This window comes from Megasphaera sp. SC8-1 (assembly GCF_024436295.1).
In the GTDB taxonomy this organism is placed as follows: domain Bacteria; phylum Bacillota; class Negativicutes; order Veillonellales; family Megasphaeraceae; genus Megasphaera; species Megasphaera elsdenii.
In genome coordinates, this window is record NZ_JANFQH010000004.1 from 19801 (window position 1) to 37801 (window position 18001).

General features: G+C 56.8%; 16 protein-coding genes. 3 read left to right on the forward strand and 13 right to left on the reverse strand.

The genetic code is table 11. The features are described from left to right. Positions 1 to 6 precede the first annotated feature (6 nt). From NOS26_RS00660 to NOS26_RS00700, 9 genes are all read right to left on the reverse strand, one after another. Positions 7 to 405, reverse strand: a complete 399-nt coding sequence (locus NOS26_RS00660) for a (deoxy)nucleoside triphosphate pyrophosphohydrolase (RefSeq protein ID WP_255917113.1) — start codon at positions 403 to 405, stop codon at positions 7 to 9. Positions 406 to 443: 38 nt separating this feature from the next. After that, entirely contained in the window at positions 444 to 1649 is a 1206-nt protein-coding gene (locus NOS26_RS00665) for a MalY/PatB family protein (protein ID WP_255917114.1), read from the reverse strand. 43 nt (positions 1650 to 1692) lie between these two features. Continuing rightward, positions 1693 to 2451 (reverse strand): hypothetical protein, encoded by a 759-nt coding sequence (locus NOS26_RS00670; protein ID WP_255917115.1) that lies wholly within the window; start codon positions 2449 to 2451, stop codon positions 1693 to 1695. Positions 2452 to 2472: 21 nt separating this feature from the next. After that, the gene (locus NOS26_RS00675; protein WP_054336880.1) at positions 2473 to 2802 is read right to left on the reverse strand and encodes a hypothetical protein; all 330 of its coding nucleotides are present in this window, start codon (positions 2800 to 2802) and stop codon (positions 2473 to 2475) included. Between the two features lie 353 nt (positions 2803 to 3155). Continuing rightward, complete coding sequence (gene radA / locus NOS26_RS00680; RefSeq protein ID WP_255917117.1) at positions 3156 to 4535, reverse strand: DNA repair protein RadA; 1380 nt, start codon at positions 4533 to 4535, stop codon at positions 3156 to 3158. Between the two features lie 9 nt (positions 4536 to 4544). Continuing rightward, positions 4545 to 6974, reverse strand: a complete 2430-nt coding sequence (locus tag NOS26_RS00685) for an ATP-dependent Clp protease ATP-binding subunit (protein WP_287056396.1) — start codon at positions 6972 to 6974, stop codon at positions 4545 to 4547. 10 nt (positions 6975 to 6984) lie between these two features. After that, a complete protein-coding gene (locus tag NOS26_RS00690; RefSeq protein ID WP_255917119.1) occupies positions 6985 to 8049 on the reverse strand; it encodes an ATP--guanido phosphotransferase in 1065 nt (354 codons plus the stop codon). 3 nt (positions 8050 to 8052) lie between these two features. Continuing rightward, entirely contained in the window at positions 8053 to 8568 is a 516-nt protein-coding gene (locus NOS26_RS00695; RefSeq protein WP_014016303.1) for a UvrB/UvrC motif-containing protein, read from the reverse strand. 23 nt (positions 8569 to 8591) lie between these two features. After that, positions 8592 to 9047: a CtsR family transcriptional regulator gene (locus NOS26_RS00700; protein ID WP_014016302.1), complete on the reverse strand. Its 456-nt coding sequence runs from the start codon at positions 9045 to 9047 to the stop codon at positions 8592 to 8594. A gap of 244 nt (positions 9048 to 9291) precedes the next feature. Between NOS26_RS00700 and NOS26_RS00705 the strand changes: the two genes are divergently transcribed. Next, positions 9292 to 11040, forward strand: coding sequence for an ABC transporter ATP-binding protein (locus NOS26_RS00705; protein ID WP_255917120.1), 1749 nt, complete (start codon positions 9292 to 9294; stop codon positions 11038 to 11040). Continuing rightward, a complete protein-coding gene (locus tag NOS26_RS00710) occupies positions 11033 to 12667 on the forward strand; it encodes an ABC transporter ATP-binding protein (RefSeq protein WP_255917121.1) in 1635 nt (544 codons plus the stop codon). Before NOS26_RS00705 ends, NOS26_RS00710 begins: the two co-directional genes overlap by 8 nt. A 183-nt stretch (positions 12668 to 12850) precedes the next feature. On the opposite strand, the gene NOS26_RS00715 is transcribed toward NOS26_RS00710, so the two are convergent. The 3 genes from NOS26_RS00715 to NOS26_RS00725 form a co-directional block, all read right to left on the reverse strand. Then, on the reverse strand, positions 12851 to 13852 hold the full coding sequence (locus NOS26_RS00715; protein WP_255917122.1) for a VirK/YbjX family protein: 1002 nt from the start codon (positions 13850 to 13852) through the stop codon (positions 12851 to 12853). 108 nt (positions 13853 to 13960) lie between these two features. After that, positions 13961 to 14989: an alpha-hydroxy-acid oxidizing protein gene (locus NOS26_RS00720; RefSeq protein WP_095340442.1), complete on the reverse strand. Its 1029-nt coding sequence runs from the start codon at positions 14987 to 14989 to the stop codon at positions 13961 to 13963. 12 nt (positions 14990 to 15001) lie between these two features. Further along, positions 15002 to 15823 carry a 4Fe-4S binding protein gene (locus NOS26_RS00725; RefSeq protein ID WP_014016297.1) on the reverse strand — a complete coding sequence of 274 codons (822 nt, stop codon included), beginning with the start codon at positions 15821 to 15823 and terminating at the stop codon, positions 15002 to 15004. Between the two features lie 207 nt (positions 15824 to 16030). Here NOS26_RS00725 and rnhA point away from each other — a divergent pair, with 207 nt between their 5' ends. Next, entirely contained in the window at positions 16031 to 16720 is a 690-nt protein-coding gene (rnhA, locus tag NOS26_RS00730) for a ribonuclease HI (protein WP_255917123.1), read from the forward strand. A 124-nt stretch (positions 16721 to 16844) separates the two neighbouring features. Here rnhA and NOS26_RS00735 read toward each other — a convergent pair whose 3' ends face one another. Then, positions 16845 to 17879: a low specificity L-threonine aldolase gene (locus NOS26_RS00735; RefSeq protein WP_255917124.1), complete on the reverse strand. Its 1035-nt coding sequence runs from the start codon at positions 17877 to 17879 to the stop codon at positions 16845 to 16847. Between the last annotated feature and the right edge of the window lie 122 nt (positions 17880 to 18001).

Consider the following 18001-nt stretch of genomic DNA (forward strand, 5'->3'; position numbering starts at 1 on the left):
TGTCGCCTACTTTCCAGAAATTTTTTTCATGATGGGCACATCGGCCGGCGCCCAGTCCAGCGTCGGCATGTCTTCGGGGGCCATCCATTTCGCATCGACGTGTTCTTTGCGGACGAAGTCTGGTTTATCCAAATGGCAGTAGAAGGCGTACATGGTCATGGAAAAATCGGGATAGTCATGATGGACTGTCATGTACAAATCCGATTCCTTAACAGACACATGGACATCCATTTCTTCCCGCAGTTCCCGTTCGATGGCCGTATGCTTGGCTTCACCCGGTTCAATCTTGCCGCCGGGAAACTCGTACTTGAAACTGACATAGTCAAATTTCCCCTGGCCTCGTTCCATACAAAGAATTTTTCCATCATACTCCAAAATCGCAGCTACTACTTCTAAATGTTTCATCAAAAAAATCCCCTTTTTGGCATTATTTTCCCTATCTTCTAAAATACGTATTCCGACAAGCGTTTCATGGCTTCTTCCAGGCGGGTCCGGGGCAAGGCCAGATTCAGGCGCATAGCGTCTTTCCAAGCAAATTTCCGGCCATCTTGCCAGGCGACGCCGACGTCCCAGGCTTTTTTCAGGAGTTCCGGCAAGGTCATCTGGTTGGCTTTCAAGTATTCCCCACATTCGACGAAGAGCATGTAAGTCCCCTGCGGCAGGCTGACCTGGCAGCCCGGGAAATGGTCCTGGATGTACTGGACAGCATAACGGCAATTGCTTTCCAGGACCTGGTTCAGTTCGTCTGTCCATTCGTGTCCGTCCTGGCTATAGGCACCAATCAGGGCGTGCATGGAAAGGACGTTCATTTCGTTATAACAGGTCCGTTGTCCATGCTGTGTAATCTTTTCTCGCAAGAGCGGATTGGCGATGATGTGGTAACTGCCGATCAGCCCGGCCAGGTTGAAGGTTTTGGACGGAGCATAGAAAGCGACCGTACGCTGGCGGGCGTCTTCGGAGACGGCTGCCGTCGGGATATGGCAGTGGCCTTGGAAAATGATATCCGACCAGATTTCATCACTGATGACTAAGACATCATATTTTTTGAAAAGGGCCATGGCCTGTTCGATTTCCCAGCGTTCCCACACGCGGCCTGTCGGGTTCTGAGGTGAGCAGAAAATGGCCAGGTGGACATGGTGCTTCTTGATTTTTTCTTCCATGTCGGCGAAATCCATGCGCCAAATGCCCTGCTCTTTGCGAAGAGGGCTAAAGACGACGTGCCGGCCCGTATTGCTCAAGTCACCGATAAAGCCAGGATACGTCGGGCTGTGGACTAAGACGGCGTCTCCCGGTTCGGTCAGAACCTGGATAGTGCTGGTAATGCCGCCGTGGACGCCATTTTCATAGCCGATCATGTCGCGTGTCAGTTCCGGCCAGTCATGACGGGTCGTCTGCCAGTCGATGATGCGCTGGTAATAGGCATCAGACGGCAGGAAGTAACCAAAAAGCGGATGTTTCAACCGTTGTTCCATGGCCTGGACGACAGCCGGGCAAGTCGCGAAATTCATGTCCGCTACCCACATGGGGATTTCATCGAAACCGGGCTTGGCCTTATCCGGTTCAAAGCCCCAAACGGTCTTGCCAATGCCATCGAAAGCCGTAGCATCCTTACCAGCTCGGTCTATAATCGTCGTAAAATCGTATTTCATCTAATTTTTCTCACCTTTCATCATAAAAGTTGCGATTCGTTGTTCATAAAGGCCCGTCACAGCCCCAGTAAATTCTCTCTAGCGGGCTTCCTACGTGGAAGACCCTACACAACGGCCATTGGCCGTGTATTTTTTCAATGATGCAGTTGTAGACAGACGGCGGGTTGCTTTCGCTATTGCGGCGGCGCACATCTTCACTGGAGGCGACGAGTTTGCCCGTTTTCGTATCGAACCACTGGAACTGGACGCCTACAGTGACATACGGCACATCGTGGTCGGGAACGTATTCGGGATAGTTTTCCGTACGATAGAAGCTGTGAAGCTTGCCGTCTTTGTCGACATAGTTTTCTTCTACTTGCCGACTCTTCCATTCCGTATGGGCCGGGACCAAGTAGGAATCGACGTCACACTGCGTCATCTTGGCCAGGATATAGATGTCGGCCTTGGCGTCAACAGCCCCTTGGGGAATGGTGACGACATCGGCGCCCTTGGTCACAGCAGGAGCTGCCTTTTCACTGGGAATCGTTTCACCAGGCAGCAAGGCCCGAGGCTGTTCCCGCGGTGCCATGACGACTTTGACCACTTTGATTTTACCCGCTTTCTTACGATAATCGTCTTTATATTTCTGGTCGCGTACCGATTCGGCCACGCCAGCTTCACTCGTATCCATACCAGATAAATAGACGGTCTTTACCTTACTGAAATCATAGTCCGTATCCTGCCACTCCGTAAATTCGGCAAGGCCCGGCATTACCGAGGCCACAGCAAAGAACAGGAAAAATAACAAGGTGCGGATTTTCATCGAAACAACCTCCTCACTAAGTTAAGGAACTCCAGGGAAACTATTGACGAATTGGATGCGGATGTCCGGGAAGGAATCGACAAATTGAATCGTGAAGTCTTCGCCGTAATCGACGAACTGCCATTGGCCGATGTTATCGGGAAAATAGTTGACGGTCTGGACGCGCAGGTCTGGAAATGCGCTGACGACTTGGACGCGTATATCCGGAAAGGAATGGACGACGCGGACTTTGCCGGCCAGGCGGATACCGTTGAAATAGCCGTCCGGCGTCACAGCCGAAGCGGCCAGGACGGCCCCGCTGATACAGAAGAAACAGAGAGTCACTAAGGCTACATAAATCCATTTTCGCATGATGATGCACTCCTTTCCGGTTATAGTTACCGTTAACGGCCAGCCATCAACCTCTCAGTCAGCTGCGCTGACAGCTCCCCTATCAGGGGAGCCGGAAAACAGCCACCCAACGTGGATGCCCCTACAAGTCAAGCTACGAACCACTAGCCACGAACTTACCTCCCCTAGTTCAGGCGGGCCGCCTTCCAGGACGGCCCCTACGGGTCAGGCGGGCCGCCCTTTGGGACGGCCCCTACAAGCTGCTAACTGCTAAAATTAGCGTAACAGGTTTGCCTGAAAAAGGCAAGCGAAAAGGCGCTGTCTTTATGCGACAGCGCCTTTTGAGTTTGCAATTTGTAGTTGGTCGTGGAGGGTTATCTCCGAAAGGCCTTTTCGATGGCTTCGCGCAGGGTAGCTACGCCCAGGAAATGGCAGTCCGGGAATTTATCTTTTTCAATGTCTTCCAGGTTGCCTTTGGGCAGGATGAAGGTGTTGAAGCCCATCTTGGCCGCTTCTTTGACGCGGCGCAGGGCCTGAGGGACGCGGCGGATGTCGCCGGTGAGGCCGACTTCGCCCATGACGACGGTCCGGCTGTCCATGGAGATGTCCCGCAGGCTGGAATAGACAGCCAGGGCTACGGGCAGGTCCGCTGCCGTTTCGGTCAGGCGCAGGCCGCCGACGACGTTGATGTAAACGTCCTGACTCCCCAAGGGAACACCCAGGCGTTTTTCCAAGACGGCCAGGAGGATGATCAGACGGTTATAGTCCATGCCCGATGCTGTCCGCCGCGGGACGGCGAAGACGGAATGGGCCGTCAAGGCCTGGATTTCGCCGAGCATGGGCCGCATCCCGTCGAGGACGGCGGCGACGGCAGAGCCTGCCTGGTCCGCTGCCCGTTCGGCCAAGAGCAGCTGCGACGGGTTCTCCAGTTCCGACAGGCCGCCGCTGGTCATGGTGAACAGGCCCGATTCATTGGTCGAACCGAAACGGTTCTTGATGCCCCGGAGGATGCGGAACTGGTAATTCCGTTCGCCTTCGAAATAGAGAACCACGTCTACCATGTGTTCCATCATGCGCGGGCCGGCAATGGCACCGTCCTTGGTGACGTGGCCGATGACGACGACCGGGATGCCTTCGCTTTTGGCAAAGGTCATGAGGCGGCTCGTACCTTCGCGGATCTGGGCCAGACTGCCCGGCGTCCCTTCGACGGCCTGGCTGTACATGGTCTGGATGGAATCGACGACCAGCAAAGCAGGCCGCCTCTTTTTAGCTTCGTCGAGGATATGGTCCAGGGACGTATCGGCCTGGATGATCAAATCCGGCGTGGAAATGCCCAGGCGCTGGGCACGCATCTTGATCTGCCCCGCCGATTCTTCACCGGAACCGTAGAGGACGCTGCCGTTCTTTTCGCAGACGGCGGCCGCCAGCTGCAGGACCAGCGTCGACTTGCCGATGCCCGGGTCCCCGCTGAGCAGGATCAGCGCTCCTGGGACGATGCCGCCGCCGAGGACGCGGTCCAGTTCGCCGATGCCCGTTTCCATGCGGGCCATGTCTTCCATGGCAATATCCGTCAGGGATGCCGCCTTGGAAGCCGGACCGCTGCGCTGCATGCTGCGCGCCCCCTTCGGCGCTTCCGGCGCAATCTGTTCTTCTTCCATCGTATTCCATTCGCCGCACTGCGGGCAGCGGCCGAGCCAGCGGCTGGAAACACTGCCGCAGTTCGTGCAGACATAACGGGTCTTACTCTTTGCCATACCTGCTCCTTACTCCGTCGTAAAGACGAGTTTCTTCTTGTCCAAACTGTCGACGTGGATCGTATTGCCGTCCTTGACGTCGCCGCTGAGGAGCATTTCCGAAATCGGGTCTTCGACGAGCTTCTGGATGGCCCGTTTCAACGGCCGGGCGCCATAGGCAAAGTCCGTCCCTTCCTGGACGAGGACGTCGTCGGCAGCCGTCGTCCAATCCATGGCCACGCCTTTTTCGCCAAGGCGTTTCGTCAGGTCCTGGAGCAGGATGTCGACGATCTGGCGCAGGTCTTTCTGTTCCAGCGGCTTGAAGACGATGATTTCGTCGATACGGTTGAGAAATTCCGGACGGAAGAAGCGTTTCACATCGGCCATGATTTCCTTCTTGGCGACTTCGAAAGACGCTTCCCGGTCCTTGGCACTGTCGCCGCCCGTCGAGAAGCCCATGACCGGGCCCGACGGTTTGAGGTGCGATGCGCCGAGATTGCTGGTCATGATGATGACGGTATTGCGGAAATCGACGGTCCGGCCTTTGGAGTCAGTCAGGCGGCCTTCGTCGAGGACCTGCAGGAGCAGGTTGAAGAAGTCGCTGCTGGCCTTTTCCACTTCGTCGAAGAGGATGACACTGTACGGTTTTTCCCGAACTGCATCGGTCAATTCGCCCCCTTCTTCATAGCCGACATAGCCCGGAGGGGCGCCGACCAGGCGGGAGACACTGTATTTTTCCATAAATTCGCTCATGTCGATGCGGATCATGTTGTCGGCACTGCCGAAGAGCTGGGCGGCCAGGGTCCGGGCCAGTTCGGTCTTGCCGACACCGGACGGACCAAGGAAGAGGAAGGAACCGATGGGGCGGTTGGCATCCTTGAGGCCGGCTCGGGCCCGGCGGACGGCTTTAGCTACGGCCGTGACGGCGTCATCCTGGCTGATGACCCGTTTATGCAGTTCTTCTTCTAAGTGAAGGAGGCGCTGCGATTCCGTTTCTGTAATTTGCTGGACCGGGACGCCTGTCCACATGGACACGACGTCGGCAATGTCGTTTTCCGTGACGACGAGTTTTTCATCGTCGTGCTGTTTCTTTTCTTTTTGAAGAGCCGAGATTTCCGATGATACCTTCTTGCCGGCATCGCGGAGGGACGCGCATTTTTCGAAGTCTTCCCCAGCCAGGGCCGCTTCTTTTTCTTTATTGATATCAGCCAGTTTCTGTTCCAGGTCCTGGAGTTCATGGGACGGCGCGTAGACCTTCATGCGGACGCGGGCTGCCGCTTCGTCCATGACGTCGATGGCCTTGTCCGGCAGATAGCGGTCGGAAATGTACCGTGCCGACAATTTGACGGCGGCTCTTACGGCGTCGTCCGTGATACGGGCCTTGTGGAAGGCTTCGTAGCGGTCGCGCAGGCCGAAGAGGATGGCCATGGCGTCGTCTTCCGTCGGTTCGCCGACCAGGACGGGCTGGAAACGGCGGGCCAGAGCGGCATCTTTTTCAAAGTGTTTCTTGTATTCGTCGATGGTCGTAGCGCCGATGCACTGCAGGTCGCCCCGGGCCAGGGCCGGTTTGAGGATATTGGCTGCATCCATGGCCCCTTCGACGGCACCGGCGCCGATGAGCTGGTGGATTTCGTCGATGAAGAGGATGATGGTATCGTCCTGTTCGATGACGTCGAGGATGCGCTTGATCCGTTCTTCAAATTCGCCGCGGTACTTGGTACCGGCGACGATGCTGGCCAGGTCGAGGGAGAAAATGCGCTTGTCCAGCAGGCTGTCAGGCACATTGCCGTTGATGATGCGCTGGGCCAGGCCTTCGGCAATGGCCGTCTTGCCGACGCCAGGTGCGCCGATGAGGACCGGATTGTTCTTGGTCCGGCGGCTGAGGATCTGGATGACCCGGCTGATTTCCTTTTCCCGGCCGATGACCGGGTCGATTTTGCCCTTCTTGGCCCATTCATTGAGATCACGGCCGAACTGGGACAAGTCGCTGCCGTTCTTGGCAGCCACGGCGTCGCCGCCTTCGACGGCCGGGTCGTTCATGAGTTCACTCAGGCGTTGGGAGACGAGGTCCGGGTCGATGTCCATATCTTCCAGGATCTGTACGGCCATGCCGCTCCCTTCTTCGAGGATGCCGGCCAGCATGTGTTCCGTGCCGACATAGTTCTGTTCCAGCCGGTTGGCTTCGCGGACGGCCAGTTCCATGGCCCGCTTCGTCCGCGGCGTCAGGCGCAGTTTCGACGGCGTATCCTGTCCCCAGCCGACGTGCTGTTCGATGGCGCGGGTGACATTTTCCGGCGTCAGGCCCAACTGGTTGAGGAGCAGGCCGGCAATGCCGTCTGTATTGAGAACGAGACCGAGCAAGATATGTTCGGTCCCGACGTAATCATGGTGGAATTTTTGTGCCGCTTCCTGCGCATACTGCAGGACAGCTTTGGCATCATTGGTGAGACGATTGTTCATCATGGGAAATTCACTTCCTCCGGTAAGCTGCGAGTACGGACTGGACGGCCTGGGCCCGCTGGTGCTGGAGCTCTTCATCATTCAGTTCCGCCCCGGCCTTGAGCTGTAAATAAGCCGGTTCGACGACGGTCATGATGGCTTCATAGGCCAGGGGCTGTTCCGGGATGACGCCCATATCGATGCCGAAACGCAGTTCACTGGCCAGGGCCAGCGATTCCTGGTCCGACAGGAGCCAGGCCTGACTGAGCGTCCCGTACGTGCGCAGCCATTTATCTTTTAAGGTATTTTCATTGTGGTCCCAAACGAGACTGCGGCAATTTTGTTCTTCCTGGACGATCTGGGTGACGATCTTGCTCAATTGATCGAGGATGTCCGTTTCGGTCACGCCCAGCGTAATCTGGTTCGTGATCTGGAAGATGTTGCCGATACATTCGTTGCGTTCACCGTACATACCGGATACGGTGAAGCCGAATTTGGTGATGCCCTGGACGATGCGGTTGAACCGCTTCATCATGACCAGGGCCGGTACGTGGATGGTCACGCCTGCCGTCAGGCCCGTGCCGGTCAGGGACGGGCTGGCCGTAAGGTAGCCGAAATCATCGCGGAAGGCGAAATCCAGATGGCTTTCCAAGGCGTCGTCGACCTGGGCGGCCTGATCCCAGACGCGCTGGAGGTCAAAGCCCGGTGCTGCCGTCTGGATGACGAGGTGATCCTCTTCGTTGAGCATGATGGAGACGGCCCCGTCATCGCGGAGCAGGACGCCGCGGTGCTTCGGATGTTCGATGTGACCGGCCGACGAAAAATGTTTCACAGCCATCATTTCCCGTTCCATCGGCGATAACTCTTCCAGGCCGATAAAGGTATAACGGCCGTGTCCCAATGTATCGAGGGGACCGATCTGGCGTTTTCCTTCTTCCAGGACCGCTGCCAGTTCCGTATCCGACGCTTTGTCGGGGAAAACGTATTTCTTCAGGTTCCGGTCCAGGCGGACACGGCTGTCGATGACGATGTCATTGAAATTACCCGTCCCGTCCTGCCAGGGGCAGAGCGGCTGCTGGAGCATATCATGTGCCATGGCTCATTCCCCCTTTCCGCCGTCCGGCAATTGACGCTGGAGGGCGCGGATTTCGTCGCGGACTTTAGCTGCTTCTTCATAGCGTTCTTCCTGGACCAGCTTCTGCAGGTGCTGGCGCAGGCGCTTGACGTGCGTCGCCGTCCGGAAGACGCCGGTGCCGCGGTTGGGCACTTTGCCGACGTGCTTGCTGTGGCCGTGGATGCGGCGCAGGAGCGGCGGGATTTCTTCCTTGAACGCTTCATAGCAGTCGGGGCAGCCGAATTTGCCCAAGCGGTTAAATTCGCTGTAGGTCATGCCGCAGCTGGCACAACGCGGTTCGTCGCCGCTGCGACCCTGGTAATCGGGATAGGCCATCTTGCGGAAAAAATCGTTATCGATGATATTCAAATCTCTGAAATTAGAAAAATTAGTCTGTTTCTTGGCACAGGCCGCACACAGGTGCAAGTCCGTGCGCCGCCCGTTCTCGATCTTGACGATATGGACAACAGCCTCTCTTTTCTTACAGGCATCACATAACATAGCCCTCACGTCCTTTCTATGACTCAATGGAGATTGAGGTTCTTCAAAATATCGCTGATGACCAGCAGCCGCGTCCCTTCGTCGTCGATGCGGCGGTACAGGGATTCAAAGGTCAAATGGAGGATGACCGCTTCGTTGTTGGTCAGGCTGCGCCGTTTGAGGAGCTGGTACAGCAGGGCATCCAGGTCTTCCATGGAAATGCTGACGGCCGGCAGCCGTTCATGCAGGAGGACCGGCGTGCGGTCCTGCTTCTTCGGCGTCAATTTGATGATGCGGACGAAGCCGCCGGACCCGCGCCGCGATTCGACCAGATAGCCCTTGTCGTTGGAAAAGCGCGTACTCAGGACATAGCTGATCTGCGACGGTGCGCATTGCAATTCGTCGGCCAGTTCGTTACGGCGCAATACAATATCGGAATTATCTTCTTCTAGTAATTTATGTAATATGAATTGTTCAATCTTATCGGCTAACACACTCATCGTAAATCACCCCTCAAAAATATATTTTTTCTTTTTGACTTTCATACAACTCTATTATATTCGTCTTTTTGACTTTACGCAAGAGCTCTGCTCTCATTTCCCATCATGCAGGCAAAGAACCTTCCCACATCAGGAGAAACGGGCGTGCCACGTGCACGCTATAGACCTTTATGAGGAACGCTTTGCACTCCTGGTTGTACGAAATCACATAATAGTGTATTATGAATAGACTATGAACTGTGAGGTGTTCCGTTTGAAACGATTGGGGCCGGGCTCGGTCAGTTACTATTTTTATCACGAAAAAAAATTTCTGCTCATCGTCACGCTGAGCGGTATCTTATACAATATCGGCATGATTGCCGGTCCCTGGTTCGACGGGCAGCTGGCCCAATATCTTTACGATATTTTCGGCGGTACCCGGACGGCATCCGATATGTATGCCCTCTGCCTCTGCTACGCCCTGGTCATCGTCGGTGTCCAGGGAGCCCGCTATGTCAAGCGCCTGTACGTTCGGAAATTCGCCAATAATATCAGCCTGGCCATGAAAGACCGGATCTACCAGCACCTGGTCCAGACGCCGAAACGGGACATGGAGCAGGCCGATACAGGGGCCTTGATGACCAAGGTCATTTCCGACATCGATACCTGCGTCGAAGGGATGCGCAAATTCACGACGGAAATCTTCGATACGGGCGTCGTCATGATGACCTACATCGTCATGCTCCTCTGCTATGACTGGCGCCTGACCTTATGCGTCCTCGTCTTCCCGCCCATCGCCTATGCCCTGGCCAACAGCCTGCGCCGCCTGGTCGCCACGACGGCAGCCCGCAGCAAGGAAAGCAGCGGCGCCCTGTCGGGCATGACCCTGGACCGCATCAGCAACGCCCTGACGTACCGCGTCTACGGCGAAGAAGCTGTCCAGGACCGGCGCTATGAAACGTACCTGGCCGACTACGAAAAGAAAATGATTCTGGCCAATCTCTGGGAAAATACGCTCCAGCCTATTTACAAAGTCATCGCCATGATCGGCACCGTACTGGTCATCTGGTTCGGCGGCCATAACGTCCAGGGCACGGGCTGGGAAAATTGGGACATTGCAGCCTTTTCGACGTACCTGGCCTGTTTCATCAAACTGGCGACGAAGTCGTCCCATGCGGCGAAATTGTTCAACGCCATCCAGAAAGCCCAGGTATCATGGCAGCGCATCCAGCCCCATCTCCAGGCGGCTGCCGAGCTTCGCCAGCCCGTACCGCCAGCGGCGCCGGCGGAATTGACGGTCCGCCATTTGTCCTTCACCTATCCCGGCAGCGCCAACCCGATTTTTCGGGACCTGTCCTTTTCCGCCAAGCCCGGCACCCTCATCGGCGTCACCGGGCCCGTGGCCTGCGGCAAATCGACGCTGGGCCAGGCCTTTCTCTGTGAAAATCCCCACGGCGGCCAGATTTTCTTCGGCACCAAGGAACTGGGCAACGGCCATACGGCACCGGACGGCATCGTCGGCTATTGCGGCCACGACGCGGAACTCTTTGCAGCTACCGTCGAAGAGAACATCCGCCTCGGCCTGCCTGGCGATATCGGCACTGTCCTGAAAATGGTCTGCATGGACCAGGACTGCGCCACCTTCCCGGCCGGGACCCAGACGCCTATCGGCGAAGGCGGCCAGCGCTTGTCCGGCGGCCAGCAGGCCCGCATCGCCCTGGCCCGGACCTTGTTCCATCCGCGGCCGCTCCTCATTCTCGACGACCCTTTCGCCGCCGTCGACATGGCGACGGAACAGATGATTTTCGACAACCTGCGCCGGCTCGGCAGCGACCGCATCATCATCCTCTTGTCGCACCGCCTGTCCCTCTTCCCCAAGCTGGACCAGGTCATCTGGCTCAACGGAGACGGGACAGCCGTCGTCAGCACCCACGAAGGGCTCTACGCCTCGTGCCCGGCCTACCGGGACCTCTACGATTTGCAGCACGCCCAGGGAGGTGCTATCCATGAGTAACGTCATCTGGCAGACCTTGCGGCAGAACGGATGGCTCCTAGTGATCCTGATACTGGCCATTGCCGCCTCTATCGCCGTGAGCGTCACGCCGCCCCTCATCTTGCAATACATCGTCGACAGCCTGGTCAGCGGCTCGTTCAGCACCTATTCCCTGCTGACGGCAGGCCTCCTCTATTTCGCCCTCAATGCCGGCAGCGGCCTCGTCGACGCCTTGAAGGAAACACTGATTACCGTCTTCGGTCAGAAAATCACGCACGGCCTGCGTTCGGCCATGTGCCAGCGCCTCGGCGACTTGCCGGCATCTTATTTCGTCGGCCACGAAGCCGGCGCCGTCACGTCGCTCTTCGTCAACGACGTCGACACGTTGGAGAACCTCTTCGATTCCGGCGTCGTCAGCATGATTGCCGATGCCTTCACCATTTTCAGCATCCTCGCCGTCGTCTTCCACCTGAGCACGGGCCTGGGCATCCTGCTCTGTATCAGCCTGCCCCTGCTCTTTCTCCTGACTCGCTATTTCCAGAAGCGCATGCTCCAGGCCCAGCGGGATAATCGTATCGCCGTCGGCCGGACGAACGAGCTCATTCCGGAAACGGTCCGCAATATCCGCACGATCCACACGTGCCAGCAGGAAAATTATCTGCGCCAGCGCTACGGCCGGACCATCCGGGCCAGCTTCGACGCCATGGAGCGGAGTAATTTCTGCGATTCCATCTATTCGCCCCTCATCATCACCAGCTGTACCCTTATCATCTGCGTCATGATGACCTTATCTGTCAGCAGTCCGTCCCTGCAGGAGCTCTTCGGCATGACCGTCGGCAGCGTCGTCGCCCTCATCGCTTACGTGCGCCGCATCTTTTCGCCCTTAGAGAGCATCGGCATGGAAATCCAGAACATCCAGTCTGCCATCGCCGGCATCGGCCGCCTGAAGGACTTCTTTGCCGAACCCGTCCAGGCCCAAGGGCAGTGTACCGCCCTCGACAAGGCCGCAGCCCCGCTGGTCATCGACGACGTCACGTTCGGCTACGACCGGGAAAAAGCCATTCTCCACCACGTCTCGCTCACGGTCGAAGCCGGAGAAATGGTCACCATCACCGGCCGCACCGGCGCCGGCAAGAGTACCCTCTTCAAGCTCATCCTCGGCCTCTACCGGCCCCGGCAGGGCCAGGTCCGCGTCTTCGGCTGCGACCCGTCCCAGCTGGCAGCCCCTTTGCGGCGTCAGGTCTTCGGCTACGTTGAACAGCAGTTCCACGCCATCCGTGGCACCGTCGCCGACCAGCTCAGCCTCAAAGACGAACGGGTCACGAGGGACGCCATGGAAAAAGCCCTGCGCCTCGTCGGCCTGTGGGAAACATGCTGCGCCCTGCCTCAGGGCCTGGACACGCCCTTCCGTCCGGAACTCTTCTCCCGCGGCCAAAGCCAGCTCCTGTCCATCGCCCGGGCCATCGTCATGGACCCGCAAATCCTCTTGTTCGACGAAATCACGGCCAACCTCGATTCCCTCACGGAAACCCAGGTCCTCCAGGCCCTGCAGGCCGCGGCCCAGGACCGGACGGTCCTCTCCATCTCCCACCGCCTCTACGAAGCCCGCGGCGGACGCCGCGTCGTCATCGGAGAAACAGAATCGTAAGTCGTTCGTCGTAAATCGTTCATCGAAAAAAAAAAGAACCCCTCCACCGCGATGCGGTCCCTCTCCCCTTCACAGGAGAGGCTTTTGGCTCCCCTGTGAAGGGGAGCTGGCGCCGCAGGCGTCTGAGGGGTTCTTTTTAAAGAATCAAGCGGACCGCCTTATCAGGACGGCCCTTACGAGTCACTACTTTGCCGGCGCTTCGATGGGATCGTAATCAGCCGGTTTGTCCGTAATGGCTGCTTCGTCGATGGCCGCCGGGACCGGGTCGAAGCCCTGGCGGAAGAGGGCCTTGATGGCTGCGATATACGGCGGGACGATGGTGTCCATGAGGAGATAGCGCTTGCGGAAGAGGTTGCGCTTCTGCGACTTGATTTCGCCATATTTACGCCGCTTCTCTTCGATGGGCAGGCGGAAATACCATTTTTCCTTCGCATCGGGCCCGGCGCCTTCGCCAAGCCAGAAGTCGTTGAAATTCGTCTTCTTCGAGCGATTGCCGCGCAGCATGTGACTGTTGGTATAGAAGCCTTCGTCAGTGATAACGTACATATCGTGGATTCCCAGGGTCTGAACGAAGATACGCATCAAATAGAGGATGAAGTTCTTCGGCCGGTAGCCAAAGAGCTTCTTGGTCAGGACTTTCGTCGTTTCCAGGCCGTGCTTCGATCCCTGGATAGTGCCGATATACATGGACGGTGTCCCGTCGGCATTGTAGTCGAAGCGGAAATTGAAGTGATAGATCATCTGGCCTTCGTGATAGAGGTACAGCGACAGGAAGCCCTCCTTGCGCTGGCCCGTATCGAAGATGAGCCGTGCTTCCAAGGGCAGCGATTCATCGGGTGAGGTCCACAGGGTATAGCCTTTCCCCCAGTAGAGTTCGTGGATGACGTCGTCGGAAAAGAAGGTCCGCAAGATGGTGAAATGGTGTTTCAACGCATCCAGACGCTGGCGCATGGTCGAATCCTTGAACAAGAAGACGCGAGTCATGACTTCCTGGAAATCCGGGTCGTGCTGGTCGAAGAACCCCTTCATCGGTTCGTAATGGTCGAAGAAATCGTAAAGTTCTTCAAATAAGGCCCGGTTGGACACGGCACGGGCAAAAAAAACGACAGCCCGCTTGTTTTCCTGGAAATTCCGGGGACCGTATATGAGGCGCGATAAGTGCCAGAAATAGGAAATGCTGTGCATGAAATTCCTCCTATCAAGTACAAAGCTAATAGTACTATTATACGGGCAAGGCAAGCAGGCTGTCAATGTGGAGTTCGTGGCTAGTGGTTCGTGGCTATGGGCGAATCGCTATAATTTCCGTACGACGTTCGCCGGGACGTGGGCCAAGTCGCGGGTGCCCGTGATCATCATGGCATCCATGAGCTGGCGTTTGAGCGTATCCAGGAGGAGTTTGACCCCTTCCGCTCCTCCACCGACAGCCGCGACGGCAGCTGGCCGGCCGATGAGGACGGCGTCGGCGCCGAGGGCCAGCATCTTGAGGATGTCTTCACCGTGACGGACGCCGCCGTCGACGAAGATCGTGATCCGCCCTTTGACAGCAGCGGCGATGTCGGGCAGGACATCGGCAGTCCCGGCCATGCCGTCGAGGACGCGGCCGCCGTGGTTGCTGACGACGATGCCCTTAGCACCGGCTTCGGCACAGGCGACGGCTTCTTCTGCCGACATGACGCCTTTGACGATGAAGGGCAGTTTGATAGCCTGTACGACTTCGGCAATATCACTGGCACTCTTCGGCCCGACAGGCTGGCCAAAGATGCGCATGTTGATCAGCGTCGCCGCATCGATGTCGCTGGCCACGGCAAAGGCACCGGCGGCTTCGGCCTGATGGGCCTTCTCGATGATCTGGTCGTTGCTGCGGGGCTTGATGGTCGGAATGACGATGCCCGGCCGTTTCTGACAAGACGCGATTCCCGAAGCATACATGTAAGGCGCACCGCTGTCGCCGGTAAAGCAGAGGGTACCTGCTTCCAGGGCCGCCTGGGTGACAGCTTCGTCGTATTCCTGTTCCACTTCCGCCGGGTCGCCGTCGACTTTGGCATTGAGTACGATACCACCGACAGGCGCCAAGAGGACCGGCATGCTCAGCGTCTTGCCGAGGATCGTCACAGTCGTATCCGGGTCATCGACGCCGGACATGCTGCGCATGACCAGGCCGTATTCCTGGAGGGCTTCGACGTTACGCATGAAAGACCGGCCCGTGCGCAGGCCGCCGAATCCGGGAATCATGCCGATGCAGGCCTTGCCATTGCACTGGGGACAGACATGGCAGCCCTTCATTTTTTCACGAGCTTTGTTCCTTACTTCCTGTAAATCCATGAGAATCACTTCCTAAATGAAAATTTTATTGTCAGCACGGCCGTTGTAGGTCGTCTCTAACATCTTGACATGGGATAAAAAGGCCGGGTCATCGAAATACTTGGCCCCTTTGGGACAGTTGCGCACGCAGCGCTGGCACTTGATGCAGATGCCCGTGACGACCGACGGTTGATCCAGGTCGATGGACCCCATAGGGCACTGGCGGGCGCAGAGGCCGCAGGATACGCATTTTTCCAAATCCGTCTTGGGCTTAGCCTTGAGGAACTTGGCCGGCTGGCCGTCGACGCCCTTAGGAACGTAATACGGCGCCTGAGCATCGCCGTCGACGACGAGATGCGGTACCATGCCATCGGTCTGACGGATTTTCGATACGGCCAGATCCGTCAGGCGGACCATGAGGGCCAAATCGTCCTCATCGGGCCGATTGGGCGCCAGGGCGTCGGAAAAAGCGTGGGTCCCGACGAAAGCACCGGCCGCAACGGTGCGGAAGCCGTTGCCGTCGAGGGTCGCACAGAGTTCGGCCAGGGCGTTGTCGAAAGACCGGTTGCCATAAGTCACGACAGCCAGGGCCAGGGCCCCTTTGCCGATGAGTTTTTCCTGATACGTCGGCAAAATCTTATTGGGCAATTTCCCGGCATACGTCGGACCGCCGACGATGACCAGGTCGCCTGCCGAAAAAGTACGGACCCTTTCGCGTTCTTCCGGCAAATCCAGGGAAATGGCCCGGCACGATACCTGAAAGAGCCGCGCCGCTTCGGAAGCAGCCTGACAGACGAGGCGTTTCGTATTGCCTGTCGGGCTAAAATAGACAGCATACACGTGTTGGATGTTCATAAACAATCACCTCAATTACACAAAACCCGATACAGTATTCCTTGCCTTTATTATATACCCAAAAAGGACTGTCTCACAAAGTTTTTTTATGCTCCTGTGAAGTCCCCTGTTTGCTTTTATAGAAGTTTGCTGTTTGATGTGCCTTCCTCTTTTGTGTTAGAATACAGTATGATTTTGACAAATTTTTACAAAAAAATGAGGTGTCTTATGCAAAAGAAAATATATGCCGTGCGGCGTGGCCGTACGACGGGTCTGTTCCTGTCCTGGGCAGACTGTCAACAACAAGTGAATGGCTTCCCCGGCGCCCGCTTCAAGAGTTTCACCGACGCGACAGAGGCCTGGAAATGGCTCAACGGCGAAGAAACGGCGACGCCGAAGAAGGCAAGGGCTCCCCAAAAAAACCGGCCATCATCCAAAGCAGCTGTACCGTCTGCCCCGCTCCGTCCCGACGAGGAACAGGATTTCGTCATCTATACCGATGGCTCGTGCCTGCGCAATCCCGATGGGCCCGGCGGCTGGGCCGTCGTCGCCCGCAATGTCGCTACCGGCGAAGTGACGGAGCTGTCTGACGGCAATCCGTCGACGACGAATAACCGCATGGAACTCCTGGCAGCCATCATGGCCCTGCGCTTCGCGCCGGAAGGGACGAAAGTCGCCTTGTACACCGACAGCCAGTACCTCAAGAACGGCATCACCAAATGGGTCGCCGGCTGGAAGCGCCGGGGCTGGAAAAAAGCCGACGGCCAGCCCGTCCTTAACCAGGGCTACTGGGTCGAACTGGACAAACTCTACAACTCTCACGACGTTACCTTCCACTGGGTCAAAGGCCACGTCGGCGTCGAACTCAACGAACGCTGCGACCAGCTGGCCAAAGCCCAGGCTGTGAAATATAAATAAGTGGTTAGTGGTTCGTTTTTACTGTAGGAGTCGCCACGTGGGCGACCCGCTTGGGTATTTGGGACGCGCTCTCCGAGCTGGAAAATAGCTCATATGCTGGGACGGGCTTGCCACGTGCAAGCCCCTACAGGTTTAAAATGTCGGCTACGAGCTGGTCTACTTCTTCTTGTTTCGTGCTCCACGAGGTGCAGAAGCGGACGCAGACGTGATCGTCGTCGACGGGGCCTTCGGCTTCAAAGACGTATTTTTGTCCCAGCTTCCGGGCCTGTTCCTGGCTGAGGATGACGAACTGCTGATTCGTCGGGCTGACGACGAGTTCTTCTATCCCCTTCTGGCGGAAGGCGTCGCGGATCTGCATGGCGTATTCGTCGGCCCGCTTGGTAATGGCAAAGTATGTCCCGTCATGGAGCAGCGTATAGAATTGGAGCCCTAGGATCCAGCCCTTGGCCAGGACGGCGCCGAACTGTTTCATGTGAGCCTTGAAGCGGCGGCCCATATCGGGCTGGGTCAGGACGACGGCTTCGCCGAAGAAAGCGCCGCACTTCGTACCGCCGATATAGAAGGCATCGGTCAGGCGTCCAAAATCAGCCAGGGTCAGGTCATTTTCGGCCGCACCCAAACCATAGCCCATACGGGCACCATCGACGAAGAGATACATGTGATACTTGCGGCAGACTGCGGAAATAGCCGTCAATTCCGCTTTCGTATAGAGCGTACCGTATTCCGTCGTAAAAGAAAGATAGACCAGCGACGGCCGCGTCAAGTATTCGGCTTCGCCGGAATTATAATAAGCTTGCACTTCCCCTTCGATCTGTTCAGCTGTAATCTTGCCATCATGATGGGGCAAGGCGACGATCTTGTGACCGGCGTTTTCGATGGATGCACATTCGTGACAGTTGATATGCCCCGTATCGGCACAGATGACGCTGTCACAGGAACCGAGGAGGGCTGAAATGGTGACGAAATTGGCCTGCGTCGCTCCCGGGAAAAAGTAGACCTTCCCCTGCGGGCACCGGGACAATTCCAAAATCATTTTCTCTGCCTTATCACACCAGTCATCGACACCGTAACCGCCATACTGCGTATCGTTCGTCTGGGCCAAGGCCTGCAAAATACTGGCATGTGCACCATGATTATAGTCATTGTTAAAACGTATCATTTTATCCTGTCTCCTTACTATATACCTTAATTTTCTTCAACTTCTGCTAATTTTTGCTGCAACGTTTTCCCAAGCTGCCCAAAAGCAGGAATAAATTTATTTTAACAGAATCGCATAAGGTT